Genomic DNA, 24,723 nt, shown 5'->3' with positions numbered 1-24,723 from the left:
GAGATGAAAAAGGCGCTTCTGGTGGTCAGTTTTGGCACCAGCTATCACGACACCTGCGAGAAAAATATTGTGGCCTGTGAGCGCGATCTTGCAGCTAGCTGCCCTGACCGCGACCTGTTCCGGGCGTTTACCTCCGGGATGATAATCCGCAAGCTCAAGCAGCGAGACGGTATTGAAATCGACACGCCGCTGCAGGCGCTGCAAAAACTGGCGGAGCAGGGGTATCAGGATGTGGCTATTCAGTCGCTGCACATTATTAATGGTGACGAATACGAAAAAATTGTCCGCGAAGTGCAAAGTATGCGTCCGCTGTTTTCACGCCTGACGCTGGGTGTACCGCTGCTGAGCAGCCATGAAGATTACGCACAGTTGATGCTGGCGCTGCAACAGCAGATGCCGGCGCTTGGCGAAAGTGAAAAAGTGGTCTTTATGGGACACGGCGCCAGCCACCATGCTTTTGCCGCCTATGCCTGTCTCGACCACATGATGACGGCGCAGCGCTTTCCGGCGCGGGTTGGGGCGGTGGAAAGCTATCCGGAAGTGGATGTGCTGATTGAAAGTTTATCTCAGGAAGGGGTGACGGCGGTGCATCTGATGCCGCTGATGTTAGTCGCTGGCGACCATGCCATCAACGATATGGCCTCCGACGAAGATGATTCCTGGAAAACGTTGTTCAATGCAGCAGGGATACCGGCTACGCCGTGGCTTAGTGGTCTGGGTGAGAACCCAGCGGTTCGCGCTATGTTCGTGGCACATTTACAGCAGGCGCTTAATGTGGCGCTGGAGGAAGCAGCATGAGCGGAAAACTGTATGCACTGAGCACCGGGCCAGGTGCTTCCGACTTGATTACCGTGCGTGCCGCACGCACGCTGGGCGCGCTGGATATTCTCTATGCGCCTGCCGGGCGTAAAGGCGGTGACAGTCTGGCATTGTCGATTGTACGTGAGTATATCGGTGAACAGACCGAAGTCCGCTGCTGCCATTTTCCTATGAGTGCCGATAGCGCTGAAAAAGAGGCCGTCTGGGATGAAGTTGCTGCCGCGCTGGTTCAGGAAGTCGAGGCCGGTAAGCAGGTGGGGTTTATCACTCTCGGCGATGCGATGCTGTTCAGCACCTGGGTCTTTTTACTTCAGCGTATTGGTTGTCCTGACTGGCTGGAAATCGTTCCTGGCGTCACGTCTTTCGCCGCGATTGCCGCGCGTTCCAAAACGCCGCTCGCTATGGAGCAGCAGTCACTGGCGGTGGTCTCCTGTACCGCGCCGGAAGTGGAAATCCAGCAAGCGTTAAAACAGCATGACAGTCTGGTGTTGATGAAAGTGTACGGTCGTTTTGCACGTATCAAAGCGCTGCTACAACAAGAGGGTTTGTTGGACTGTGCATTAATGATGTCTGAAGCCACGCTGCCAGGTGAACAGTGCTGGCGTCATCTCGATGAGGTGAGCGACGATCAGCCGCTGCCTTATTTCTCGACCATTCTGGTCAATAAACAGTGGGAGTATGCACAATGAAGCTTGAACAACAGCTAAAACAGCTGTCTTTCAGCGGGTTGGCTGCGGCGCTATTACTGATGATTGTTCCTGAACAAGCGTTCGCCATGCACATTATGGAAGGTTTCTTGCCGCCGATGTGGGCGCTGGCCTGGTGGCTGCTGTTTTTACCCTGCCTGTGGTACGGACTGGTATGTCTGCGCCAAATTGTGCAGGAGGATAACCACCAGAAGGTTTTGCTGGCCCTGTGTGGCGCTTTTATTTTTGTGCTGTCGGCGCTGAAAATTCCTTCCGTTACCGGAAGCTGCTCACATCCTACCGGTGTAGGCCTGGCGGTTATCCTGTTTGGACCGGGCGTGGTAGCCATCCTTGGGGCGATTGTCCTGCTGTTCCAGGCTCTGCTGCTGGCACACGGTGGTTTAACAACGCTCGGCGCGAACGGTATGTCGATGGCGGTAATTGGCCCGGTAGTGGGTTACATGGTGTGGAAAATGGCCTGCCGCGCAGGGCTGCGTCGTGATGTCTGCGTCTTCCTGTGTGCGATGCTGGCGGATCTCGTCACCTATTTCGTGACTTCTGTACAGCTGGGCGTTGCGTTCCCGGATCCCTCTGCTGGCGCTACCGGCTCAATCATTAAGTTCATGGGGATTTTCTGCCTGACGCAGATCCCAATTGCGATTGCGGAAGGGTTACTTACCGTGCTGATTTACGATCAGCTAACCAAACGCCAGTTGATAACCGCACAAGGGCATTAACGATGAAAAAGACGCTGATTATATTGGGCATGGTAGTGGCACTGGTGATCCTGCCGTTCTTTATCAACCACGGTGGGGAGTACGGCGGGTCAGATGGTGAGGCGGAAAGCCAGATTCAGGCTATTGCTCCGCATTATGAGCCCTGGTTCCAGCCGTTGTATGAACCCGCAAGCGGTGAAATTGAAAGTCTGCTGTTTACACTCCAGGGATCGCTGGGCGCAGCTGTGATTTTCTATATCCTGGGTTACACCAAGGGCAGGCAACGCCGTGATGACCGGGCTTGACAGGCTTAGCTATCAAAGCCGTTGGGTTCATGTCTCGCCGGTGCGGAAATTTCTGCTCTGGCTGGTGATGATGATTCTGGCGTTTACTCTGCCCCCATTGGGGCAGGGTATTGAGCTTTTACTTATTGCCGCGCTGAGCTGCTGGCTGCTGCGTATTTCCTTCTGGCGCTGGTGCCGTTGGATGGCATTGCCGTTTGGTTTTCTCACGGTTGGCGTGGTGACAATTTTGTTTAGCATCAGCCGCGATCCACAGACGCTGTTGGCCAGCATACCTGTGGGAAGTTACTGGTTGGGGATCAGCGCACCAGGTCTGGTAACTGCCAATGAAACCTTCTGGCGCAGCCTTGCCGCGCTGGCGGCAACTTTCTGGCTGGTGCTGAATCTGCCGTTTCCGCAATTAATTATCTTACTCAAACGCGCGCATGTTCCTCGCCTGCTAACTGAGCAGATCCTGCTGACCTGGCGGTTTATTTTTATCCTGTTAGACGAGGCGCTGGCTATTCATCGCGCACAAACGCTGCGTTTTGGTTATCGTAGCTTACCGTTGGGCTACCGCTCTCTGGCAATGCTGGTGGGATTGCTGTTTACCCGCGTGTTGATCCGCTACCAGCAAATGACCACCACACTAGATATCAAACTGTATCAGGGTGATTTTCACCTGTAAGGAAAAGTATGCTTGCCACCTCAGCGCTTTGGTTTCGCTATCAGGATGACCCGATCCTCAAAGGGCTAACTCTGGATTTTTCGACGCATGCCGTCACCGGACTGGTAGGCGCTAATGGCTGCGGGAAATCCACGCTGTTTATGAACCTGAGTGGCTTATTGCGCCCACAGCAAGGCGCGGTGATGTGGCAGGGCAAACCGCTGGATTACAGCAAGCGCGGCCTGCTGGCGCTGCGTCAACAGGTGGCAACGGTATTTCAGGACCCCGATCAGCAAATCTTTTATACCGATATTGACAGCGATATCGCCTTTAGCCTGCGCAATCTTGGGGTGGATGAAGCTGAAATCGCTCGGCGCGTGGAAGATGCGCTTACGCTGGTCGACGCCCAGCATTTTCGCCATCAGCCCATTCAGTGTTTAAGCCATGGGCAAAAAAAACGTGTAGCAATTGCCGGGGCGTTGGTGTTGCAGGCGCAGTATCTGCTGCTGGATGAACCTACTGCGGGCCTCGACCCGTCAGGCCGCACGCAGATGATTGAGATAATCAAACGCATCGTTGCGCAAGGAAACCACGTCGTAATTTCCAGCCATGATATCGATCTTATCTATGAAGTCAGCGATGCGGTGTACGTTTTACGCCGGGGCGAAGTGCTCACGCACGGTACGCCAGGCGACGTTTTCGCCCGTACGGATCTTATTGAACAAGCGGGATTAACTCAGCCCTGGCTGGTGAAGCTGCATACAGAGTTGGGCTTCCCGCTGTGTAAAACAGAGGCTGAATTTTTTAGCTGTATGCGAGAGAACGCACTGAAGGAGGCGTCATGACGCAGGCAATAATGTTGCAGGGAACGGCATCTGATGTGGGTAAAAGCGTATTGGTCGCCGGGCTGTGTCGTATTTTTTATCAGGATGGACTGCATACCGCGCCGTTCAAATCGCAGAACATGGCGCTGAACTCTGGCATTACGCCAGAGGGAAAAGAAATGGGCCGCGCGCAAATTTTTCAGGCCGAAGCCGCAGGCATTACGCCAGATGTGCGTATGAACCCGGTGTTGCTTAAACCGACCAGCGATCGAAAAGCACAGGTAGTGCTGATGGGTAAAGTGGCAACCGATATGGACGCGGTGAGTTACCACGAGTACAAGCCACGTCTGCGGGAACAGATCCTGTCAGTTTATAACAGCCTGGCGCAGGAGTTCGATGTGCTGGTGCTGGAAGGAGCGGGGAGCCCGGCAGAGATTAACCTGCGCGATCGCGATATCGTCAATATGGGTATGGCCGAGATGGCGCAGTGCCCTGTCGTTTTGGTGGCGGATATCGATCGTGGCGGGGTGTTCGCCTCCATTTACGGCACGCTGGCGCTGTTGCACGATCACGAGCGCGCGCGGGTAAAAGGGGTGATCATCAACAAGTTTCGCGGTGATGTGACGCTGCTGCACTCCGGTATCGAGCAAATTGAAGCGCTGACCGGCGTTCCTGTACTGGGCGTGATGCCATGGCTGGATGTTGATCTGGAAGATGAAGACGGCGTTGCGCTGCAAAAGGGCAAGTATTTGCGCACTGACAAACGCGACATCGACATCGCCGTTGTTCAAATACCGCACATTTCTAACTTTACTGATTTCAATGCGCTTGCTGCGCAGCCGGATGTGCGCGTGCGCTATGTTCGCCAGCCTGAAGAGCTGGCGGGGGCCGATCTGGTGATTTTGCCGGGCAGCAAAAATACCCTTGGCGATCTGGTATGGCTGCGTGAAAGCGGGATGGCGCATGGCGTCGTGCAATTACATCGTAATAACGTACCGGTGGTTGGGATTTGTGGCGGCTATCAAATGCTCGGCGACACCATCATTGATGAAGTAGAGTCGGGCCTCGGTACGCTGCCGGGTCTGGGCTTACTCAATACAGTCACCCATTTTGCCCAGCACAAAACCACGACCCTGGTTGAGGGACAAATGTCTTCATCGCTGCCTGACTGGCTGGCCGGCACGGCGGGGTTATCCGTTCGCGGTTATGAAATTCATATGGGCGAAACAGCATTAACCGATGAATGCCAGTCGGTGATGACGTTGCACAAAGACGGCGGCAGCGTTGTTGACGGCGCGGTCACTCCGGATGGCCTGGCGTTCGGCACCTATCTTCACGGTCTTTTCGACAGCGATGATTTCACCCGAGCCTTGGTCAATGGCTTGCGAGAACGTAAAGGGTTAGCTCCGCTGGATTCCACCTTCCATTACGCGCAATATAAATCGCAGCAGTTTGATCTGCTGGCGGATGCGATGCGGCAACACATCGATATTGAAAAAATTTATACCATCATGCAGCAACACCGGGAGCCAGTATGATGATTCTGGTTACTGGCGGCGCGCGAAGCGGCAAGAGTCGGCATGCGGAAGCGCTGATCGCTGATTCCCCAAACGTTTTGTATATTGCGACTTCGCAGATTTTTGATGAGGAGATGGCTGCGCGAATTCAGCATCATCGCGATGGACGTCCTGCGCACTGGCGTACAGCCGAACGTTGGCAACATCTTGATGAACTGATCACGGCCGCGAACGATCCTCATGAAGCCATTCTGCTGGAATGCATCACCACGATGGTGACCAACTTGCTGTTTGCGCTGGGCGGTGAAAGCGATCCGGACAGCTGGGATTACGCGGCGATGGAGCAGTCTATCGAAGGTGAAATCCGTTCGCTGATCGCAGCCTGTCAGCGCTGCCCGGCAAAGATCGTGTTGGTCACTAACGAAGTGGGAATGGGGATTGTGCCGGAGAACCGTCTGGCGCGGCATTTTCGTGATATTGCAGGACGCGTGAACCAGCGACTGGCGGCGGCAGCGGATGAGGTCTGGCTGGTGGTATCAGGAATTGGAGTCAAAATTAAATGAGTAAGTTGTTCTGGGCAATGCTCTCTTTTATCAGTCGCTTGCCCGTTCCTGCTCGCTGGTCGCAAGGACTGGATTTCGAGCACTATTCCCGCGGTATTGTAATGTTTCCCCTGATTGGCGTCGTGTTGGGAGGGCTGACGGGGCTGGTCTTTATGGCGCTCCAGCCCTGGTGCGGTATTCCGTTGGCGGCCCTTTTTGCGGTGTTGACACTGGCATTGCTGACCGGGGGATTTCATCTGGATGGTCTGGCGGATACCTGTGACGGCATTTTTTCGGCGCGCCGACGCGAGCGGATGCTGGAAATCATGCGCGACAGTCGTCTGGGCACCCACGGTGGACTGGCGTTAATTTTCGTTTTACTGGCGAAGGTGCTGGTGGTGAGTGAACTGGCTTTGCGTGGCACGCCAATGCTGGCCGCGCTGGCAGCTGCATGTGTCGCCGGGCGAGGAACGGCGGTGTTGCTGATGTATCGGCATCGCTATGCCCGCGAAGAAGGGCTGGGCAACGTTTTTATTGGCAAAGTCACCGGGCGTCAAACCTGCGTTACGTTGGGATTAGCGGCGATCCTTGCCGCCGTGCTACTTCCCGGCATGCGCGGCGTGGTAGCGCTGGTTGTCACAATAGTGGCGATTTTTATTCTTGGGCAGTTATTAAAACGCACGTTGGGTGGGCAAACCGGCGATACGCTGGGCGCTGCCATTGAACTTGGCGAGTTGATTTTCTTGCTGGCTCTGCTCTGAGTCAGCCCACATACTGGAACCCTTATGCAGACTTTAACCTCTTTACTCCGCACGATCCCATCACCCGACAGTGCCGCGATGCTGCGTGCACAGCAGCATATTGACGGCTTGCTTAAGCCGCCGGGAAGTTTAGGGCGACTCGAATCTCTCGCCGTACAATTGGCCGGGATGCCTGGCCTGAAGGGTGTGCCGCATGTGAACGGCAAAGCGATGCTGGTGATGTGCGCCGATCACGGCGTGTGGGATGAAGGGGTTGCCGTTTCGCCTAAAATTGTCACGGCTATACAGGCTGCCAATATGACGCGTGGAACGACCGGCGTCTGCGTCCTGGCCGCTCAGGCTGGGGCGAAGGTTCATGTGATAGATGTTGGGATTGATGCTGAACCTATTCCCGGTGTGGTGAATATGCGTGTGGCACGCGGCTGCGGCAATATAGCCGAAGGTCCGGCAATGAGCCGTTCGCAGGCCGAGGAGCTGTTGCTGGAAGTCATCCGCTATACCCATGAACTGGCAAAAGACGGTGTAACGCTGTTTGGCGTCGGGGAGCTTGGTATGGCAAATACCACACCTGCGGCGGCCATTGTCAGCGTGCTGACCGGCAGTGATGCTGAGGAAGTCGTGGGTATTGGCGCTAACCTTCCTCTTTCTCGGGTGGGGAATAAGGTAGACGTTGTGCGCCGGGCAATTGCCGTCAATCAACCGGATCGCCATGACGGTGTCGATGTGCTGGCTAAGGTTGGCGGGTTTGATCTTGTCGGTATGGCGGGGGTGATGCTGGGGGCGGCCTCCTGTGGCCTGCCGGTCGTGCTGGATGGTTTTCTTTCGTATTCTGCTGCTCTGGCGGCCAGCCAGATTGCGCCGCAGATTAAACCCTACCTAATCCCGTCACACTTCTCCGCTGAGAAGGGCGCCCGCACCGCGCTGGCGCATCTTGAATTGGATCCTTATCTGAATATGGGGATGCGTTTGGGTGAAGGCAGTGGGGCCGCGTTGGCGATGCCGATTATTGAAGCTGCCTGTGCGATGTACAAAAATATGGGGCAGCTCGCCGCCAGTAACATCGTGCTTCCAGATGGTAAGGAAGCGTAGTTACTGCTCAACCTGAACCTCGCCTGATGGCGAGGTTTTTTTATGCGCAAATATGTCGTAACCCACTAAAACAGATAATAAAAGCTATACTTAACGGATATCTGTTGCGACGAAGGAAAGGAAAAAGATGCGTCGTGTAAAACTGCTTTGTTCACTCATTATGCTGCTTGCGAGTCAGGGAGCGCAGGCGGTGAGTTATCCGCTGCCGCCAGAGGGGAGTCGCCTGGTGGGTAGCACTTTGACTATTACGGTTCCACAAGGAAACACCAAGCCGCTGGAGGCATTTGCCGCTCAGTACGGGCAGGGGTTGAGCAATATGCTTGAAGCCAATCCGGGCGTCGATGTTTTTCTGCCTAAATCGGGTTCAACGCTGGTTGTGCCGCAGCAACTGATACTTCCGGATACCGTGCGTGAGGGGATTGTCATCAACGTCGCCGAGATGCGGCTTTACTATTATCCTGCTGGCAGCAATACGGTTGAGGTTTTACCCATTGGCATTGGTCAGGCGGGTAGAGAAACGCCGCGTAACTGGGTGACAGCGGTAGAACGTAAGCAGGAAGCACCAAGCTGGACGCCGACGCCAAATACCCGACGTGAATACGCCGCTCGCGGGGAAAGCTTGCCGGCATTTGTTCCTGCCGGACCAGAAAATCCGATGGGCCTGTATGCAATTTATATTGGCAGACTTTATGCCATTCACGGGACAAATGCCAATTTCGGTATTGGTCTGCGGGTAAGCCAGGGGTGCATCCGTTTGCGGAATGATGACATCAAGTACCTGTTTGATACGGTGCCTGTAGGGACGCGTGTACAATTAATTGACCGACCGGTGAAATACAGCGAAGAGCCGGACGGTAGTCGCTGGGTGGAAGTACATGAGCCGCTGTCACGAAACCGTTCGGAATACGAGTCTGACAGAAAGGTACCTTTGCCAGTCACTCCCGCTTTGCGCACCTTTATCAGCGGGAATGACGTGGATGTGAGCCGCGGGAGCCAGGCGTTGGAAAGACGTTCCGGTATGCCAGTGAACATTAGCCTGGTACAGAAGCATTATTAATTTTCAGGGCGACCCTGTTGACCTTCAGGTCGGATGGGTCGCTTTTTTAATTTGATACTGCCCCATTTTTACCACGCCAATATGGTCAGCCATTAGCTGGGCTTCGTGTTCACTGTGGGTAACCAACAGCGCCGTTTGCCCGGCGGCGCGCAAAATATCCCGTACCTCGTTGCCAAGACGCTCACGCGTGCGCTTATCCAGGCTGGAGAAGGGTTCATCGAGCAACAGGATTTCCGGATGTGGCGCCAACGCGCGCGCAAGGGCGATACGCTGTTGTTGCCCGCCGGAAAGCTCATGCGGATAGCGGTTGGCATGGCTGTGTAACTCCACCATTTTCAACAACTCAGTCACTCTGGCCTGTTGTTCCTCACGCGGCATGCGACGCAATCCAAAGGCCACATTTTGCTGCGCGGTCAGATGGGGGAATAATGCATATTCCTGGAAGACCATGCCGACATGACGTTTTTCCGGTGGCAGATGAACGCCGGGACCGGCAACACGTCGCTGTGACACATAGATCTCTCCGTTTTGCAGGCGTTCAAATCCGGCAACTGCGCGTAGCACCGTGGTTTTTCCGCAGCCTGAAGCGCCCAGCAGACAGGCAATTTCACCTTTACGTACCGACATTGAAAATCCGCTCAGTACCGATTGCTGGCTGTTGCCATAAGCAACGTGTACATCCTGGAGTCGTAATGCAATTTCTGACATTGTTGCTCTCTTAACCACGGCGAGTCATTTGGTGACGCACCAACAAAATAACCGGTAGCGTGCCAGCTAAAACAATCATTAGCGCGGCGATAGCACCTTCTTCATAGGTTCCACGGGCGGCTTCCGCATACAGCAACGTTGCCAGCGTTTCAAAATTGACCGGGCGCAAAAGCAACGTTGTTGGCAGCTCTTTCATGGCATCAGCAAAAACCAGCAGGGCACTGCTGACTAACGCCGGGCGCAGCAGGGGAAAATGGACTCGTGCAAACGTCCCCGCACCATTCTCACCCAACAGACGAGACGCCTGTTCCAGCGAAGGTGGAATGCGGCCCAGACCAGAATCCAGTGCGCCAATGGCAATCGCCTGGAATCGCATGGCACAACAAATTACCAGCAGGATCCCGGCGGACATCAGCGGCAGGCCGCGAACATCCAGTAAATCTGCCAGCCAGCGGTCGACAGCCATGGCGGGGGGTAAAAAGCCAATCGCCAGAATTGTGCCGGGAACCGCATAGCCTAAAGAGGCCAGACGCATCACGCCGCGACGAAATCCCGGCATGGCGTTGTCTGCGGCGCTATGACGCGCGCTCCAGGCCACCAGCATACTGACGCAAACCACCACTAGCGTAGTTCCCGCTGCCAGCGATAGCGTATTTTGCAATGCTGACAGTAACGAAGAGGAAAGGGGGTTCTCATCACCTATACGTTTGGCGCTTTCCCACATTAAAAACAGTACCGGAGCCAGAAAACCCAGCACAACCGGCAGTGAAATAACGCCACCGAGCAGCCAACCACGCCAGCCCTGCACGCGCGTTGGTTGAATTTCCCGCAGGCTGCGGCTGCTGAATCCTTGTTTTCTGCGACCATAAAATTCCAGCGTCAGAATAAGGAATATAAACATCAGCATCATGCAGGCAATTTGTGCCGCGGCAGATAAATCAGAACGCGAGATCCAGGTGGTGTATACGGTAACGGTTAACGTCTGTACCCCGAGAAACTCCGATGCGCCAATATCGTTGAGCGTTTCCAGCAGTGCCAGGCTGATCCCAACGGCCAGTGCCGGACGTGCCATGGGCAAAGCAACTCGAAAAAAGGTTCCGGTCGCGCTGCATCCCAGCGTGCGTGCGGCTTCCAGTAAATGAGCCGGTTGGCTAATAAACATGGCGCGGGTTGTCAGATACACGTATGGGTACAGCACTAATCCGAGCAGGATGATTGCGCCGGAAAGTGAGCGTAAATCAGGCAGTCGGAACTGTCTTGGGCTGTCAAAACCCAATAAAAAACGGATAAACGTTTGCAGAGGGCCAATCGGATGCAGCAGATCGAGCCACGCAAAGGCCACAATGTAGGTCGGCATCGCCAGCGGCAACAGTAACGCCCAGCTAAGAATTTTACGTCCAGGAAAATCCCATGCCGTTACCGCCCATGCGCTGCCTACGCCAATCACGCCGACCATCACCGCGACACCGGCTAATAACAGCACGGTATTTTTTAGTGCGGCAGGCAGTACATACGTCAGGAGATTATCCCAGTGAGATAAATCGGCCTGGGTAGCCTGCCAAATCAGCGCAATGATCGGTGTCAGAACGCCAAGCGCTACGCACAGCGCGCCAAGATGTAGCGGCGTTAATAATGACTGCGGCCCGGAAACCAGGCCGCGTAACGTCGGATACTGCAGAGGTTTATTGATCGAATCCAACTTTATCTACCAGCAGACTAGCTTGTTTACGATATTTAACGATTTCGGTTAACGGCGTTTTATCGACGTCGATTTCACCAATAGTTGCACTGATAACCGGATCAAGCGTCACGCCTTTCAGTACCGGGTATTCGAAGTTCGCTTTCGCATACTGCTGCTGGGCAGGTGCGGAAACCAGATATTCCATCAGCTTAACGGCATCGGCTTTATTTGGTGCATAGCGGGCTACAGCTGCGCCACTGATATTGACGTGTGTACCGCCATTTTCAAAGGTGGGTTTAACGACTTTAATCGCATCGCCCCACTGACGTGCATCACTGCCTTCTTTGGCGTTTTTCATATGGCCGACGTAATAGGAGTTGGCGAGACCAATATCGCAAATGCCACCGAGAATATCGCGAGCTACATCGCGGTCGCCACCGGTAGCTTTACGCGCCAGGTTAGCTTTCACACCGCGCAGCCATTCTTCGGTCTTTGCTTCACCGTGATGAGCAATCATTGCGGCGATCAGCGCCGTGTTATACGGGTGCTGTCCGGAACGAATACAGACTTTACCTTTGTACTCAGGGCTGGCGAGCTGTTCGTAATGCCAGTTATCGATTGGCAGTGACTTCTCGGCATACAGCACGCGGGCACGCATCGACAGCGCAAACCACTGATTATCTGCGCCGCGTAGATTAGCCGGAATAGCGGTTTTCAGTGCTTCTGACTCTACTGGCTGAGTTACACCCGCTTCCACTAAATCAATGAGATTACCGGCATCGACGGTCATCAGCAGGTCGGCAGGTGAATTTTTACCTTCAGCTTTAACGCGCTCAAGCATACCGTCCTTGATATAGACCGTACTGACTTTGATGCCGCTGGTTTTGGTCCAGCTATCAAGCAAAGGCTGGATCAGACCCGGTTCACGGGTGGTATAGAGCGTTAACGTTTCCTGAGCGAAAGCCGGTAGGCTAACTGAGAAGACCAGGGCAGAGGCAAGGGTGATACGGCGCAGTCCGGCGCGAGGCAGAGAATTCATCGTTTATATCCCAGAGTAATTGGAACGTACAGTGAACCGAGCGGGGGGCTCGTTCCTTTGGCTCGCGTACAATAAATGATAATCAGTAGCACTTACAATAATTGCAAAGTTTAAACGATTTACATTTACATAACTTTAATCAACGTTGTGATGCGGCATGTAACAGCGGTGCAGAGCAGGCAGGGGGCTTATGAGAGGGGATTTTATAGCGACCTGAAAAGCAAAAAGCCTGCTTAGTTTCCTAAGCAGGCTTCTTAAATATGGCTCCTCTGACTGGACTCGAACCAGTGACATACGGATTAACAGTCCGCCGTTCTACCGACTGAACTACAGAGGAATCGTGTGAACGAGGCGCATATTACTGACCTGACCATGAGGTGTCAACAGTAAAATTAGCGCGTCATTTCAATTGGTTAATTAATCTTCAAATTCAGCGTTAATGCACATTTGGTGAGCGACAATGGCCACCTTAGCGGGTATCGCGTAACCGCTCCATGGGGTTCTGGCGGTAAAACTGAATGAAACGTTGCCATAAGGCCGGAAAACGTGGTGCAAATAATTCAGGGGCACTGAAGAAATATTCCGATAGAACGGCAAAGCATTCGGCAGGATCGGTCGCTGCGTAGGCATCTATACTGCACGCGGTTTCACCGACCAGATCAATTTCATCCTGAATGTTATTCATTGCGGCATGCAGGTCGTGCTCCCAACTGGCAATATCTCGCAGAGGGATCGCCGGAATACCGCTGGCGCGGTCGCCATTACGCATATCAAGCTTATGTGCCACTTCATGGATGATCAGATTGAAGCCGGAGGCATCAAAAGAATCCTGAATGTCGAGCCAGTTGAGGATTATTGGACCTTGCTGCCAGCTTTGCCCGGACTGTACAACACGTTGGTTATGTACCAGCCCAATATCGTCTTCCCATTCATCGTCCACGACAAACGGGGCAGGGTAGATGAGAACTTCATGAAACCCGTCGAGCCACTCGATCCCCAATTCCAGAACAGGCAAACAGAAAAGCAGCGCAATGCGCGCACTTTTTAGTGGATCCAGTTCAAACCCCTGAAGCGCTACCAATCTTTTTTGCTGTAAAAAGCGCTCGGCCAGGGCGATAAGCCTGGCTTGTTCTTGCTCGGTGAGATTCACCAGAAGAGGAATAGCCAGGGCGTCGTCCCACGGCCAGTCGTCACTCCGGGTTGTTTCTTGCTCTTTCCAGGGCCACTTAATCATCGTTTTGCTCGCAAACTCGTCACTTGAACGAAATTGACGGAACGGGGTCTGTTAAAATGCCAAATTACCTGGCATCATGGCAACCGCCAAAACGGAGAGATGCCAGAGCGGCTGAATGGACCGGTCTCGAAAACCGGAGTAGGGGCAACTCTACCGGGGGTTCAAATCCCCCTCTCTCCGCCACTATTCAAACACTTAGCTCAATTCCTTTCAACGACTCATGTCACACTTGGTATAGTGTTGGTATACTTTCTTGGTATATTCCTTTAGCTTTTTGAATTCAATACACATCTTTCATACCCACATTTCCCGCAAGAGTAAATTTCTTGATACAATGTTCTTCGTTTAGAATATCCCAATGATCTAAACGCAACTAGCTTAAGCCTGTATCCGTTCTGATGCTTATGCTGTGGTGTGAAGGGACAACTTAACCATCTTGATTCTAAAACCTGCGTTGTGTTTGTTGCATTTGGTGATCGCATTTATTCAATACATAAAATGTGATGACTCATAAGGGGATTTTCCTATACAATCACTTGCAACTGAATTTTAGTTGCAAACATGCTCTTGATGGATATACTTGATGAGTAAAAGCAAGAAACTAAGGGAGCGGCTTGGAGCGCTGCCAAAGGATTTTACCTGGGAAGAGCTTGTTACACTTCTTGGTCAGTATGGTTTTAAAGTTTTAAACGGTTCTGGTTCAAAGAGAAAGTTTGCTAATGATCACGGTAGGTTAGTGTCATTTCATTGCCCACACCCCGGCAATATAGTGAAAGGGTACATACTCAAGGAAGTAAAAACTCTTTTAGATGAGCTAGATAATTATGAGTAATATGCTGAAATATAAAGGTTATTTTGGAAGTGTTGAGTTTTCTTTAGAAGATAGAGTTCTTCATGGAAAAATTCAATGCGTCAATGACCTTGTTACTTACGAAGCTGAGAATCTAGATGGCCTACAACTTGCTTTTGAAGAAGCTGTTGATGATTATTTGGATACATGCAAGGCCTTGAACAAAGAGCCAGAAAAACCAATGAGCGGTACTTTTAATGTCCGTATCGGCTCAGAACTCCATAAAAAGGTCTATTTAGCAGCTTGTGCTGAAGGTAAGAGCCTTAATGATTATGTAAAAACGGCGATCGAAGAGAAAGTCGCTGGTAAAAAAGAATTCCATTTCCACTTCGAAAAACGCGAAAGAACAGAAGTTTTCACTCATGAATACGTCTCAAGGTCAGAGCGTGAAACCAAGTGGAGAGGAGATATTGAAAAAGGGACTCGCCACTGATGTTGGAAAAAATCAAATACCAGGGTTTTACAATCTCTGCGTCTCAATTTATTGAGCACAAGGATAGTGAAGGTGGGCGCTTTAAACTGCTTGTCAGCGACAGTGAGTTTGCTTCTGGATATGACGAGGAACAAAAAAAATGCTGGGCACAACTGGCAATAGAAGCCTCGATCAAGGGATATGACGACGATGCATTAATCGATCCGGACGAACCTGACGAAGAAGGTTTGGCTTTCGAAGTTAATCTGAAAATTGACGTTTTCTATGATATTGACGGAGATAAGCCAATTGAGGAAGAATTTTATGAGTCAAACTTATGGTTCTTCGAAAATTTCACGTCCATCACACTGAAGCTGGCATTTGAGTCAATATTAGAACGTACTCCAATGCGAACCATCAAGCTTCCATGGTCAGTTCCATTGGTTGCTGTAGAAGAATAAAGATTAAGCCCTGCTGAGAACAGGGCTTAGGGGGCGGAAAGTCTGAGAAACTTTCCGGTGTGTATGGAGGTAACCCAGCCGCTACACTTATGTTGACAAACGGAGTTTAGCTGCTCTCCTGACAATACGCAACCTGTATGGGTTTACAGGTCTGCAGGGAAAGATAGCTAATGGCTACTACGACCTGTACTAAATGCGGGAATACTTGCGAAGTCATCTTCCGCTACACCGTATGTGTAGATGGAGTTGTTAGGCACGCAAAAAAAGGAAAACCTTTTCCTATTCCTCTATGCAACTGTTCTGAAAAGAAAGCTGCGTGATCTTTAGTCCAATTTAACCCGCTCAGGCGGGTTTTTTATTGCAGGTAAATCAAGAGTTGGTGTGACTTTCACTTTTCTGTCATAAACCACAACTTGGCTTTCAGTTTTGTGACCTGAGAATAGTTGTTTGTCCTTACTCGAGCCTTCGTAATCAGATATTCCCTTGGCTTTGAGATCATGAAATGTACACGGCAGTTTTCTATCTAGTTTTTTTCCTGCTGCTTCCCTTGCGGTTTCCCACAGATCGTTAAATCCACTTTTCGAATATTTAGTTTTTTTGCTGCTACATATAACCGTTTCCCGCCCACCCAGGGTTTTTGCAAGTTCGATGGCGTTATGAAGCCGTTCAGTCCAGACTTTTATTTGTTTAGTGCCGGTCTTTCCCTGCTGGATAAAAATGCCTTCCTCGCTTACTTGCGACCATTTGAGAGAAAGAACATCCGAAACGCGAGCCGCACATAAGTAAGATATCTCCATGCCAACCCGGAGAGCTGGTGCCGCCTCTTCATAAATTGCCTGATATTCTTCGTCTGTCACGTACACGTCACGGGCTTTTAAAGAGAACTTGCGCACTCCTTTGCATGGATTTCCTTTCACGTACCCTCGTTCATATCCCCATGAGAAAACACGCGACATCCCGCCGAGTTCCTGGTTTGCCTGGTTAATACTGCGTTGGCCACGTTTATCCATATAGATTCTGACCATCTCAATTTTTATGTCATCTGCTCGCATATTCCCGAACACTGGGACCAGGTTTTTTTCATATGACCTGTAATCAGTCTGTGTTCGCGGAGCCAGTTCAGCAAAAGCTGGGCTGCTGGTGAATAACTTCCATAATTTAGAAAATGTCATTACGTCTGAACGCTTGGCTTTTTCTTCCTCATAGCGCGCCCATAACCGGGACATACTTGTCCCGATAATAGGTGCAAGAGTTACGCTTTGTTTTGTTCCTTTTGGCTTCCACACATAGCTATAACGGTTTTTAGTTACGCGTGGTGGGAGGTGCTTGTCTTTAGGATCTTTTCTTGGTCTGCCCATTGATTGCGTCGTAATTTGGCTCAAGTGCAACATATTCATCGACCTTAGGTAATTCAGAAACTCCGGGATCAATACTTCTGCGCAATACAATTGGGCGGTTCCGCCCATCAGTGGTGAACGGTATGCCGTGACACCGCAGCTGTCGCTGCTGGTGGGTGTAGCGCTGATAGCCAGTAATTTCTGCAATTTCCTGAGGAGACAGTGTAAGTTCGTGCATAGCTCATCTCTCTGATGGCCTGCCTGTAAAAACATACCAGGCAGGATCCATAAATTGTGAAATTAGAAAATCAGTTTGTGGTCAAGCGTTGCCAGATTGCAGAGACGTATTTGACCTGATGTCGGGCGTCAGAAAGCGCATTGTGCATGTCACCTTCAAACGGGATGTCGAAGCGTGGATTGATACCGACAGATTTACCCAGTTCGACCATGGTCCTTACGTCCCTGTCATTCCAGAACGGAACAGCGAAGGGGGTATCTGTTAACGTGTATGCGCGGCGAAGAATGACGTTATCAAACGAGCATCCATTACCCCACACCTGAACGGTGTGACTACCGTTAGCAGCATTTTCAGCAATAAAGTCAGCCAGAAGTTCGAGAGTCTCAAGCAGCCCCATGGCTTCATCAACAAGAATGGCTGAGCGTGCTTCAGATGATTGTTTCAGCCACCACTGAATTGTAGAGGCATCCGGTTTCATGCCAAACGACATCGATGACTCCAGACTGACAACCTGGTAAAACTCGGCACCAGTGTTACCAGTTGAAGGATCAAAAAATACAGCGCCAATAGAGACTATTGGGGCATCAGGACTGTTGCCCATAGTTTCCATATCAACCATCAGGTGAGTATAGAAAGCGTTCAGGGGATCCGTTTCAATATGGTGAACGGGTTTCCGCGTAGCAGCCGAACGCGGCGAACTCATTCGTTACGGTCGTCTAGGTTTGTTCAGGGACCCAAAGGCTGTAATTGATTTCGATCTCCAACGATTCTCATACGGTTCGAGTAAGCCTCTGATTGAGTTACCAGCAGATTTTCGGGGAAGTGCGGTTATGCGTCGGGTTATAGATATCGTGGGGAGGATGCCAGCATGACAACCGAAAAACTGGCGTTGAATTATGACCCAGCCGATCCCGACAAGATGCGATTACCGGCTGGCATAACATGTGGTAATTGCCACCATATCCATCGTTGTAAAGCAATTTTTGGACACACGGAGTCGAACACATATTGCGATTGGTCACCGTCGCGATTTACTGCTGGCATTGGCGTGAAGGGGGTGTGAGTCAGTGGAAAAATGTAATCGCTGTATTGTCGGCCTGATTGGGTCGCAGCCAGTTCTTTCCAGTGACTGGGCTAATGCGGTCGTAAATTTTGAAATCGTAATTGCTGACTGGAACGAGAAAACCAAACGCTTTGCCGTTCCGCATCCTGGATTCGCCCATAAGTTCAATTACTGCCCGCATTGCGGAAACAAGGTAGAGGACTAACCCATGACAACTAACAACCACCCGGCGCACGGTCCTGTATCACTCGATCGCTTGCACCAGATACGCGAAATACTCAGCAAAGCAGCAGCACAAAGCGACGGCGGTAATCTCGGCTAAGCAATGGCTGATGCAGTGAAGGTGATTGATGGGGTTCTGGAGTCGATAGCCCGTGAGCAGGTACGCTGTGAACATGCAGCATGGTCAGATGAAACATTCGGCGATGTCGGTCCAGTTGGTCCGCTGAAGCACCTTTCCAAAGAAGCTATCGAGGCTGCTGCGGAACCAGACGAGATGAGCGAATGGGCTGACATGCAATTCCTGTTATGGGATGCGCAACGTCGTGCTGGTATCAGTGATAAGCAGATTACCCTGGCGATGGTAGAAAAGCTGGCGGTTAACAAAAACCGCCAGTGGTCAGAGCCGAAAGACGGTGAACCGCGACTGTATATCAAAGCGCAGTCAGAATCGGTGCTTCCTGGAATTGAATGCGATATCTGCGGACATGTATCTACTGACCCAGAGGGACGGCACTACTACTGCGAGGATAACAGTAATGATTGATAAATACCGTTTGGAGAATATGCGACGCGAAAGCGGCGAAAAGGGAGAACTCGGGACATGCCGTTTGAAGGTGACATGCATAATGCCCTAGTCGATGCGAAACATCAGGCTATGTATGTCTCAGCCATCTGGAAGCTGCTAATCATCACCCCAGATAACAGCGAGGCATAACATGACTGAGCAACCTGATGATCTCCTCACTCCGGGCGAGGTATGCCAGAAGCTGGGAATTACGCAAAAAACATTATGTAAATGGAATACAGAACACCGACACCGGTCTACATTGGCCCCGTGTAAAGTTCAGCGCTAAGGTTGTTCGCTATGAGCGCCGTAGCATAGAAGCTTTTATCCAGAAATGCCGGAGCCAATATTGATCTAAAGTGGGGCTATTGTTTTTTAACAAATGCCCCTCATTTAACTTTTTTGTGTGTTAAGTCCAATTCTGACCCCACACATAAAATCACCAATACCTGCGCCAACACTGTTCCCATCAGCAACATAATCACCTTTGAAAGCTAATTTCCCATCCATATAGAAGAATCTTATCTCCCCATATCCACTATCACAGTCGGCATCTTTAATACTAACTTTGTAGTACTCTACTTTTTTATTTTTTGTTTGATACATGAACAAGGCAGATGAATCACCTTTTACATTTCTAAATGTGCCTTTTTTTGCTGAAAAAATGCCATCATCAGCTGTAGTAACCTCAACCCAGTTACTTGTCGTTTCAGCAAAAGCAACACTTGCAACAAAAAGAGCAGAAAAGCCCAGTAATGCGATTTTCTTAGCCATAAACAATATTCCATTTATTTAGGATTTTTCTTGATTCTATCTGTGTTTTAAATAACGTTCAACTACACACCGCATGCCTTCTTAAATGGGCATGGAGAGCCATTCAACCCCGTAGCCTTAGCAACGCAACTTGCGCGAGAATGTTCCGCTTTTAAGTCGCAGCGAGACAAGACTCATGAGTAACATAAAGTTAACCCGCTACGTCGGTTTTTCACTCTCTATTGTATATGCTATTTTTTATGCAATAAGAGCGATTCGTAGGACTCTTCTGGGGAAGGTATGGATTCAACAATCGACGAAGAAAAACGCATAGAATTTGAAAAATTCATCATTGAAAGGTTTGGTGATGCAGTTAATCTCCGCAGAGCGAAAAATGGCGGTAATGGATATATATCATGGGAGGCGGCTGTAGCATGGATTGTCTGGAGGGAGCGCTCATCCCATCATGAAGCAACGCCTACCTCTGACGGGAACTGAATTAGTATGGTGCTGCCCGGAGCATCATGTCATTCACTATGTACTCCCGCTTAGCCACGTCATTTTAGATTTGATTTTGGTCCACCATGAGCGAGAAGCGGACCTGGAGAGGCGTTGGTACCGCGAACATGGTCACAGCAAAGCCAGAGCTATTTGGTTGCTCCGAACAGAATATTTTAGTTAGGGCTCGAAACGAGACTGTCGTGAAAACCTTATGTCTCTTCTATCCTGCATCTTCTTCGACATTGTATTTTCGTTGCTCAATATCCCATGGAAGCGCAGGTTGTTTGCGAACTAGTTTTCTTTTGCCGTTTGAGAAAAAATAAGTTCTGAGTTCTAAAAAATGGCGGCGTTTTTTCGTTTGAGGCTCATAGGTGATAAGAAAAAAAATCAAAGGCCTGCTTGCTTCACTCCATATTCTACTTGCTTTTTCAATAACAATATTGATGTTTTCATGCTGACAATATGAGATGAATGTGGAGAAATAGCACTTGTCGTTTTTTTCAAGCAGTTTGTCTAACTCGTTAACGCTATCTCTGTCTGCCTGATTATACTCCCACTCAACATAGGTTAAAATTTGATTGTCTGGATATTGTAGGACCGCATCGGTACGCCCGCCTTGTTCAAAAAATGTTCTTGCGCCCATTAACTTTGCACACTCGCGCATGACCAGGCCAACATGAATGGTCCAGTTGGAACGGTTGATATATTCACCTTTGAACACAGGGAAATCTTGATACCACACACAATTAAACAGACAGATAAAATCGCGCTCTACTCGCTTCAACGCCTCCCCCCCATTTTTTCAATAGATGATTTTTAAACTGATAAGCAATATCTCATATCGGCTATTTGTTACTAGACTTTAGGATTTTAATATCTGTGTTCCGATTCATGTGCTTCAGGTTGTTAATTCGGATTGATTTCACCTCTTATCACTTATCCATAGCTGATTTATCTACCATGAAGTGAACAAAGCCCACTCACAGCACTAACCACTCCTTTGCTGATTGAAAAAGATGAATGCAAGTTGGATAACGCTTTGCCTCATGGTCATACAGGTGCTCATTGATGATGCGATACAGAGGGCGAATCCCTCGGGATTGTGCCGGCAGAAAGAAATTGCCGCTTAATATAACACTGCTAATTCAACCCACTACGTCGGGTTTTCTTTTTTTACTACTGACAGGAAATTAACAATTTGTGCTCTTAAATCGTTGATCATTTCCGCGCATAGGTATACTGTATAAAAACACAGTATATGCAATGGGGGCCATTATGAAAGTTGAATTAACCATTGATCGCATGAAAGAACTTCCTAAAGGCGCGGTACCAGCACTGGAGAAAGAATTGCTTAAGCGTCTGAATGATCACTATGACAATTGCAGGCTCACAATCCGCCGTGCCGGTTCAGATGGGTTAAGTGTTTTTGGCGGTGACAAGGACGACAAAAAGAAAATTGAATCAATCCTCCAGGATACCTGGGAAAGCGCTGACGACTGGTTTTATTAATTATTTTGGGTGTTACTTTGATCCCGTTTGCATGGGGGAGTTTAAGTGAAAGAAAAAGTAGAATTGCCCAAAAAAGGCTACGCAGTCATCAGATGTCACGATGGAGTCATCGTTGCCAGACTGCAATCATTTCCTGAGTGTGAGCGCGCACTGATGTACCGTCGCGGTAGCATGGTGTCTTTCATGCCTCTTCAGGATAATGAAATTATTGGTACACCTACGTTATTTACTCAGATGCTGGAAAGGGCTGGTTATCGCGTTACCCAGAATTCTGTTACACTCCCGTCATAGGCCTGAACAACCTATACCTGCTGCGCCACAGGAGAAAAGCCCCATGGCGCAAGAACAATTCAAGCAATCCCACATACTGACGTTAACCAACGCCAGCGATTTTCTTTTTGCCGCATCCAGAGGTGCGTTATGAAGAAAGGCTGGTTTCAACATACCCAACTCACCACTGAGCAGGCTGACGAACTGGAAGCCCGCTATCACGCAAAGCAGATTAAGACCGAGCGTAGTCTGGATAATGACTTCGTTCATTGGACGATCAGCGCGTTCTTGCCAGAAGTATCTAAGCCTCCGCGTCAGGACAGAACCTGGCAACAACGGATCTGGAGGTGAATGTGAAAATCTACGATATCACCCCAATGGGCAAGCCCAGAATGACGCGCGCTGACAAATGGAAAAAGCGCCCCGAGGTTCTGCGTTACCGGGCTTTCTGTGATGAAGTTCGTCTGCAGGGTGTTGAGCTGCCGGAAAGCGGTTCACATGTCACCTTCATTATTCCGATGCCAGCGAGCTGGGGCAAAAAGAAACGAGCAGAGTTCAACGGTAAACCACACCAGGCTAAACCCGATTTCGACAACATGATGAAAGCCCTGATGGATGCCATTTACGAAGATGACGCTCATATCTGGGATTCACGCGTAACTAAATTATGGGGAGAGAAGGGACAAATAATTATCGGGGAGATAGCAGAATGAGGGCGCTGCTGAAGCCGGTTGTTGCGCGTGAGCTTGGAATTGTGCTGCTCAAACCGGGCAGCGAGCTGATGTCATTATTCAGTTGTGAACGTGTGCTTGTGGAAAGCCAGCCGGCAGGCATGGACCGGTTGCCTGCTGGCCGTGTTCCTGATGTTCGTCAGCCGCTTGCCAGTGACGACTCCCTGAGGCCGTTCTTCCTGGATGAAAAAGTTATTAAGGCTGCTGGCGGTTTGAGTGGCCTTGATTACTGGCTTATGCGTTATGGCGGTCATTGCTGTCAGTGGCCACACAGCGATTACCATTATCACGAGTTAACTCTTCTGCGCCATGACCCCGGATCGGTTCTTCTGTGCGGACATTGTGATAACCATTTGCGCGACCACTACAGCGTACAACTTGCAGAGCTGGCGAGACGTAATGTTATTAACTGGATTATCAACAGCATCATGGTGGCGCTGAATCAGGATCCGTCCAGAGAACTGTCGCTGGCGGAGCTTTGCTGGTGGGGGGTACGTATGGGGGTTACCGACGCAATTCCCGAATCAGTAGCCAGCCGGGCGCTTCGTATTCCTTCAGAAGAGCATCTGTCAGTCATGCGTGAATGCGATATCGAACCGGGGGTAACCGCCACCAGCATCATTACAGCCAAAGCCAGCACGTTAACCGTATACATGCCATCAGCGCAGGTTCCTGCGCTCAAGCCTGTAGTTGGTGTTCTGGTCGATCCAGAGTCCCCGCAAACCTATATAAAACGTCCAAAGCGGATCCGATGGACGGCCCCCGGGTATCTGGAATGGATTAAAACACAGCCCTGCGAATGCTGCGGCAAACCATCAGATGACCCACACCATTTAATCGGCTGGGGGCAGGGAGGGATGGCAACGAAGGCGCATGATATTTTCGCGATCCCCTTGTGTCGTCAGTGCCATACAGAACTACATAACGACCCGGTGAAGTTTGAGCGAAAGCATGTGCCTCAGCCGGTAATGATTATCAGAGTGCTGGACCGGGCTTATGGGCTCGGCGTTCTGGCGTAAGGAGAAGAACAGGATGACACCACGTCAACGCCGCAATCATCTGGAAGCGCTGGGTAAAGCGGCTTCTGCTCCACGCAAAAGCTGGCTGGGTAAATGTATTCTCCTTACAGGGATCCAGTCCGGATGGATTAAATCCCTGCTCACTATATGGGGCGAGGGTGTGGGAGGAAAAACTGCACCCCGTTTGCTGCGAAGTCATGCATGCTGGAATGTTATTAAAGGACGGATTTGGTCAGATAAGGCGTTAGAGCGATTCACTGTTGCGTTAAATCAGGCGAGAGAAGAGGGATTCCGTGGACAGCAGGCAATGAACAGGGCACATAGCATTCTCTGGCCGCAGTCATCCGCTAGTGTGATTGATGAAGCCCTGCATAATGATGATGTCGATTTTGTTGAGCAATGCGTACTGCAGGCGCTGGATATTAATGATCCGGTTTATGTGGTCGGTCTTCAGTATTACACCACCCGAAAAAAAATCTCAGACATAACCCGGGAGTTGCAGGCGATTGCGCCATGGTTAACTGATGGGGAGGCAAGAAAGCGCGTGCGCTGGTGCCTGGAAATATTCAGAGCAAAGGTCTTTTTGGAAGCACGCAAACTGTTATCTGAATAGACTCACTGAAATCATTTTTTAGCTATTGATGCTATTTTTTGATAATGGTGTTGAAAACGGGCCAGAAAATCAGATAATTTATTCATGCTTGGCAGAGCTGCTGCCACTATGGCAGCGACAAAAAGCGAACAATTTGAACATAACGAGAACCCCGCCACAGCGGGGTTTTTGGTTTCCGGCGATACGACAGGGGTATTCGCGAGGTGCATAGCACCAGTACCCCTGTCATATCGCCGATCTGAAATCGTTAACTCGAAAACAAGTTCTCACAATCCTTTTTCGTTTCTAACTCAGAGGAAAAATGATAGGGGGTCACTGCTAAACGTAGACATCAATATTTTTAGTATTATTCCCTGCAACGTTCGAACTTGATTTGTCACTTACCGTAGGTAATGCACCCGATGCCATTTGGTTTTTTTCTGCTTCTTGTTTTTGTAATTGAGCAATTTTTGCGTACATAGACTCGATTTGCCTTTGAATCATCTCCATCTGCTGTTTAAGCAGTTTTGCCTCATCTTCGGAGGTTACTTCATTTATTTTTGAACCCATGGCGCTGAG

Annotated in this window: 32 protein-coding genes, 2 tRNA genes and 2 pseudogenes; 25 read left to right on the top strand and 11 right to left on the bottom strand. The window is 50.3% G+C overall.

Going from position 1 to position 24,723, the window contains the following annotated elements:
- Nucleotides 1–3: 3 nt before the first annotated feature.
- The 11 genes from cbiK (at nt 4) to ldtA (ending at nt 8,959) form a co-directional block, all read left to right on the top strand.
- Nucleotides 4–798 carry a sirohydrochlorin cobaltochelatase gene (cbiK, locus tag OGX97_RS20355; RefSeq protein WP_008785135.1) on the top strand — a complete coding sequence of 265 codons (795 nt, stop codon included), beginning with the start codon at nt 4–6 and terminating at the stop codon, nt 796–798.
- Nucleotides 795–1,508 (top strand): cobalt-factor II C(20)-methyltransferase, encoded by a 714-nt coding sequence (locus OGX97_RS20350; protein WP_111465413.1) that lies wholly within the window; start codon nt 795–797, stop codon nt 1,506–1,508. Before cbiK ends, OGX97_RS20350 begins: the two co-directional genes overlap by 4 nt.
- Nucleotides 1,505–2,242, top strand: coding sequence for a cobalt ECF transporter S component CbiM (gene cbiM, locus OGX97_RS20345; protein WP_286592720.1), 738 nt, complete (start codon nt 1,505–1,507; stop codon nt 2,240–2,242). Before OGX97_RS20350 ends, cbiM begins: the two co-directional genes overlap by 4 nt.
- Before the next feature lie 2 nt (nt 2,243–2,244).
- A complete protein-coding gene (locus OGX97_RS20340; protein ID WP_003030289.1) occupies nt 2,245–2,526 on the top strand; it encodes an energy-coupling factor ABC transporter substrate-binding protein in 282 nt (93 codons plus the stop codon).
- Complete coding sequence (locus OGX97_RS20335; protein ID WP_003834087.1) at nt 2,513–3,190, top strand: energy-coupling factor ABC transporter transmembrane protein; 678 nt, start codon at nt 2,513–2,515, stop codon at nt 3,188–3,190. Before OGX97_RS20340 ends, OGX97_RS20335 begins: the two co-directional genes overlap by 14 nt.
- An 8-nt stretch (nt 3,191–3,198) precedes the next feature.
- The gene (locus OGX97_RS20330; RefSeq protein WP_003839037.1) at nt 3,199–4,014 is read left to right on the top strand and encodes an energy-coupling factor ABC transporter ATP-binding protein; all 816 of its coding nucleotides are present in this window, start codon (nt 3,199–3,201) and stop codon (nt 4,012–4,014) included.
- Nucleotides 4,011–5,531: a cobyric acid synthase gene (locus tag OGX97_RS20325; RefSeq protein ID WP_279850765.1), complete on the top strand. Its 1,521-nt coding sequence runs from the start codon at nt 4,011–4,013 to the stop codon at nt 5,529–5,531. Before OGX97_RS20330 ends, OGX97_RS20325 begins: the two co-directional genes overlap by 4 nt.
- A complete protein-coding gene (gene cobU, locus OGX97_RS20320) occupies nt 5,528–6,073 on the top strand; it encodes a bifunctional adenosylcobinamide kinase/adenosylcobinamide-phosphate guanylyltransferase (protein ID WP_111465414.1) in 546 nt (181 codons plus the stop codon). The genes OGX97_RS20325 and cobU overlap by 4 nt, the downstream gene beginning before the upstream one ends.
- Entirely contained in the window at nt 6,070–6,813 is a 744-nt protein-coding gene (gene cobS / locus OGX97_RS20315; RefSeq protein ID WP_279850766.1) for an adenosylcobinamide-GDP ribazoletransferase, read from the top strand. The genes cobU and cobS overlap by 4 nt, the downstream gene beginning before the upstream one ends.
- Nucleotides 6,814–6,837: 24 nt before the next feature.
- On the top strand, nt 6,838–7,902 hold the full coding sequence (gene cobT / locus OGX97_RS20310; RefSeq protein WP_153752744.1) for a nicotinate-nucleotide--dimethylbenzimidazole phosphoribosyltransferase: 1,065 nt from the start codon (nt 6,838–6,840) through the stop codon (nt 7,900–7,902).
- 127 nt (nt 7,903–8,029) lie between these two features.
- Nucleotides 8,030–8,959 carry a L,D-transpeptidase gene (gene ldtA, locus OGX97_RS20305; protein WP_008785129.1) on the top strand — a complete coding sequence of 310 codons (930 nt, stop codon included), beginning with the start codon at nt 8,030–8,032 and terminating at the stop codon, nt 8,957–8,959.
- A 24-nt stretch (nt 8,960–8,983) separates the two neighbouring features.
- Here the strand turns inward: ldtA and OGX97_RS20300 are convergent, their stop codons facing one another.
- The 5 genes from OGX97_RS20300 to mtfA all read right to left on the bottom strand — a co-directional run bounded on the left by OGX97_RS20300 (nt 8,984) and on the right by mtfA (nt 13,621).
- On the bottom strand, nt 8,984–9,667 hold the full coding sequence (locus OGX97_RS20300; RefSeq protein ID WP_032669186.1) for an ABC transporter ATP-binding protein: 684 nt from the start codon (nt 9,665–9,667) through the stop codon (nt 8,984–8,986).
- A gap of 10 nt (nt 9,668–9,677) precedes the next feature.
- The gene (locus tag OGX97_RS20295) at nt 9,678–11,366 is read right to left on the bottom strand and encodes an ABC transporter permease (protein WP_204558155.1); all 1,689 of its coding nucleotides are present in this window, start codon (nt 11,364–11,366) and stop codon (nt 9,678–9,680) included.
- A complete protein-coding gene (locus OGX97_RS20290; protein ID WP_003834073.1) occupies nt 11,350–12,387 on the bottom strand; it encodes an extracellular solute-binding protein in 1,038 nt (345 codons plus the stop codon). The genes OGX97_RS20295 and OGX97_RS20290 overlap by 17 nt, the downstream gene beginning before the upstream one ends.
- Before the next feature lie 261 nt (nt 12,388–12,648).
- Nucleotides 12,649–12,724: transfer RNA gene (locus tag OGX97_RS20285), tRNA-Asn, on the bottom strand.
- A gap of 132 nt (nt 12,725–12,856) precedes the next feature.
- Nucleotides 12,857–13,621: a DgsA anti-repressor MtfA gene (mtfA, locus tag OGX97_RS20280; RefSeq protein ID WP_032943883.1), complete on the bottom strand. Its 765-nt coding sequence runs from the start codon at nt 13,619–13,621 to the stop codon at nt 12,857–12,859.
- 93 nt (nt 13,622–13,714) lie between these two features.
- On the opposite strand from mtfA, the gene OGX97_RS20275 reads away from it, so the two are divergent.
- From OGX97_RS20275 to OGX97_RS20260, 4 genes are all read left to right on the top strand, one after another.
- Nucleotides 13,715–13,804, top strand: a tRNA-Ser gene (locus OGX97_RS20275).
- 400 nt (nt 13,805–14,204) lie between these two features.
- Nucleotides 14,205–14,453 carry a type II toxin-antitoxin system HicA family toxin gene (locus OGX97_RS20270; protein ID WP_032943882.1) on the top strand — a complete coding sequence of 83 codons (249 nt, stop codon included), beginning with the start codon at nt 14,205–14,207 and terminating at the stop codon, nt 14,451–14,453.
- Nucleotides 14,446–14,904 carry a type II toxin-antitoxin system HicB family antitoxin gene (locus OGX97_RS20265; protein WP_032943881.1) on the top strand — a complete coding sequence of 153 codons (459 nt, stop codon included), beginning with the start codon at nt 14,446–14,448 and terminating at the stop codon, nt 14,902–14,904. Before OGX97_RS20270 ends, OGX97_RS20265 begins: the two co-directional genes overlap by 8 nt.
- Nucleotides 14,904–15,344 (top strand): hypothetical protein, encoded by a 441-nt coding sequence (locus OGX97_RS20260; RefSeq protein ID WP_032943880.1) that lies wholly within the window; start codon nt 14,904–14,906, stop codon nt 15,342–15,344. Before OGX97_RS20265 ends, OGX97_RS20260 begins: the two co-directional genes overlap by 1 nt.
- Before the next feature lie 323 nt (nt 15,345–15,667).
- Here the strand turns inward: OGX97_RS20260 and OGX97_RS20255 are convergent, their stop codons facing one another.
- From OGX97_RS20255 to OGX97_RS20245, 3 genes are all read right to left on the bottom strand, one after another.
- Complete coding sequence (locus OGX97_RS20255) at nt 15,668–16,702, bottom strand: tyrosine-type recombinase/integrase (protein WP_279850767.1); 1,035 nt, start codon at nt 16,700–16,702, stop codon at nt 15,668–15,670.
- Entirely contained in the window at nt 16,677–16,919 is a 243-nt protein-coding gene (locus OGX97_RS20250; protein WP_071667664.1) for a DUF4224 domain-containing protein, read from the bottom strand. The genes OGX97_RS20255 and OGX97_RS20250 overlap by 26 nt, the downstream gene beginning before the upstream one ends.
- Before the next feature lie 70 nt (nt 16,920–16,989).
- Entirely contained in the window at nt 16,990–17,538 is a 549-nt protein-coding gene (locus OGX97_RS20245) for a 3'-5' exonuclease (protein WP_341769224.1), read from the bottom strand.
- Between the two features lie 249 nt (nt 17,539–17,787).
- Here OGX97_RS20245 and OGX97_RS20235 point away from each other — a divergent pair, with 249 nt between their 5' ends.
- The 3 genes and pseudogenes from OGX97_RS20235 to OGX97_RS20225 form a co-directional block, all read left to right on the top strand.
- Nucleotides 17,788–17,982 (top strand): hypothetical protein, encoded by a 195-nt coding sequence (locus OGX97_RS20235; RefSeq protein WP_072144090.1) that lies wholly within the window; start codon nt 17,788–17,790, stop codon nt 17,980–17,982.
- A 208-nt stretch (nt 17,983–18,190) separates the two neighbouring features.
- Nucleotides 18,191–18,664, top strand: a pseudogene (locus OGX97_RS20230) (dATP/dGTP pyrophosphohydrolase domain-containing protein); the annotation flags it as partial.
- A 135-nt stretch (nt 18,665–18,799) separates the two neighbouring features.
- Nucleotides 18,800–18,919, top strand: a pseudogene (locus OGX97_RS20225) (3'-5' exoribonuclease domain-containing protein); the annotation flags it as partial.
- A 243-nt stretch (nt 18,920–19,162) separates the two neighbouring features.
- Here OGX97_RS20225 and OGX97_RS20220 read toward each other — a convergent pair.
- On the bottom strand, nt 19,163–19,543 hold the full coding sequence (locus OGX97_RS20220; protein WP_053271636.1) for a hypothetical protein: 381 nt from the start codon (nt 19,541–19,543) through the stop codon (nt 19,163–19,165).
- 279 nt (nt 19,544–19,822) lie between these two features.
- Between OGX97_RS20220 and OGX97_RS20215 the strand changes: the two genes are divergently transcribed.
- On the top strand, nt 19,823–20,020 hold the full coding sequence (locus OGX97_RS20215) for a hypothetical protein (protein ID WP_053271635.1): 198 nt from the start codon (nt 19,823–19,825) through the stop codon (nt 20,018–20,020).
- A gap of 223 nt (nt 20,021–20,243) precedes the next feature.
- On the opposite strand, the gene OGX97_RS20210 is transcribed toward OGX97_RS20215, so the two are convergent.
- Nucleotides 20,244–20,744, bottom strand: coding sequence for a hypothetical protein (locus OGX97_RS20210; RefSeq protein ID WP_196491838.1), 501 nt, complete (start codon nt 20,742–20,744; stop codon nt 20,244–20,246).
- A gap of 554 nt (nt 20,745–21,298) precedes the next feature.
- Between OGX97_RS20210 and OGX97_RS20205 the strand changes: the two genes are divergently transcribed.
- The 6 genes from OGX97_RS20205 (at nt 21,299) to OGX97_RS20180 (ending at nt 24,165) form a co-directional block, all read left to right on the top strand.
- The gene (locus OGX97_RS20205) at nt 21,299–21,532 is read left to right on the top strand and encodes a DinI family protein (protein ID WP_016236996.1); all 234 of its coding nucleotides are present in this window, start codon (nt 21,299–21,301) and stop codon (nt 21,530–21,532) included.
- Nucleotides 21,533–21,577: 45 nt separating this feature from the next.
- A complete protein-coding gene (locus tag OGX97_RS20200) occupies nt 21,578–21,823 on the top strand; it encodes a hypothetical protein (RefSeq protein WP_048221170.1) in 246 nt (81 codons plus the stop codon).
- A gap of 129 nt (nt 21,824–21,952) precedes the next feature.
- A complete protein-coding gene (locus OGX97_RS20195) occupies nt 21,953–22,153 on the top strand; it encodes a hypothetical protein (RefSeq protein ID WP_279850769.1) in 201 nt (66 codons plus the stop codon).
- Nucleotides 22,154–22,155: 2 nt separating this feature from the next.
- Entirely contained in the window at nt 22,156–22,515 is a 360-nt protein-coding gene (locus tag OGX97_RS20190; protein WP_048235607.1) for a RusA family crossover junction endodeoxyribonuclease, read from the top strand.
- Entirely contained in the window at nt 22,512–23,552 is a 1,041-nt protein-coding gene (locus OGX97_RS20185; RefSeq protein WP_048235606.1) for a DUF968 domain-containing protein, read from the top strand. The genes OGX97_RS20190 and OGX97_RS20185 overlap by 4 nt, the downstream gene beginning before the upstream one ends.
- A 13-nt stretch (nt 23,553–23,565) precedes the next feature.
- Complete coding sequence (locus OGX97_RS20180; protein WP_048235605.1) at nt 23,566–24,165, top strand: hypothetical protein; 600 nt, start codon at nt 23,566–23,568, stop codon at nt 24,163–24,165.
- A 318-nt stretch (nt 24,166–24,483) separates the two neighbouring features.
- Here the strand turns inward: OGX97_RS20180 and OGX97_RS20175 are convergent.
- Nucleotides 24,484–24,723: DUF5320 domain-containing protein (locus OGX97_RS20175; protein ID WP_286592446.1), on the bottom strand; the 240-nt coding region annotated here is incomplete at its 5' end.

Origin of the sequence: Citrobacter sp. Cpo061, assembly GCF_030332845.1 — a bacterium.
Taxonomy (GTDB): Bacteria; Pseudomonadota; Gammaproteobacteria; order Enterobacterales; family Enterobacteriaceae; genus Citrobacter; species Citrobacter portucalensis.
Note: the sequence above shows the minus strand (reverse complement) of the source record. Positions and strands in the feature narration are given on the sequence as shown.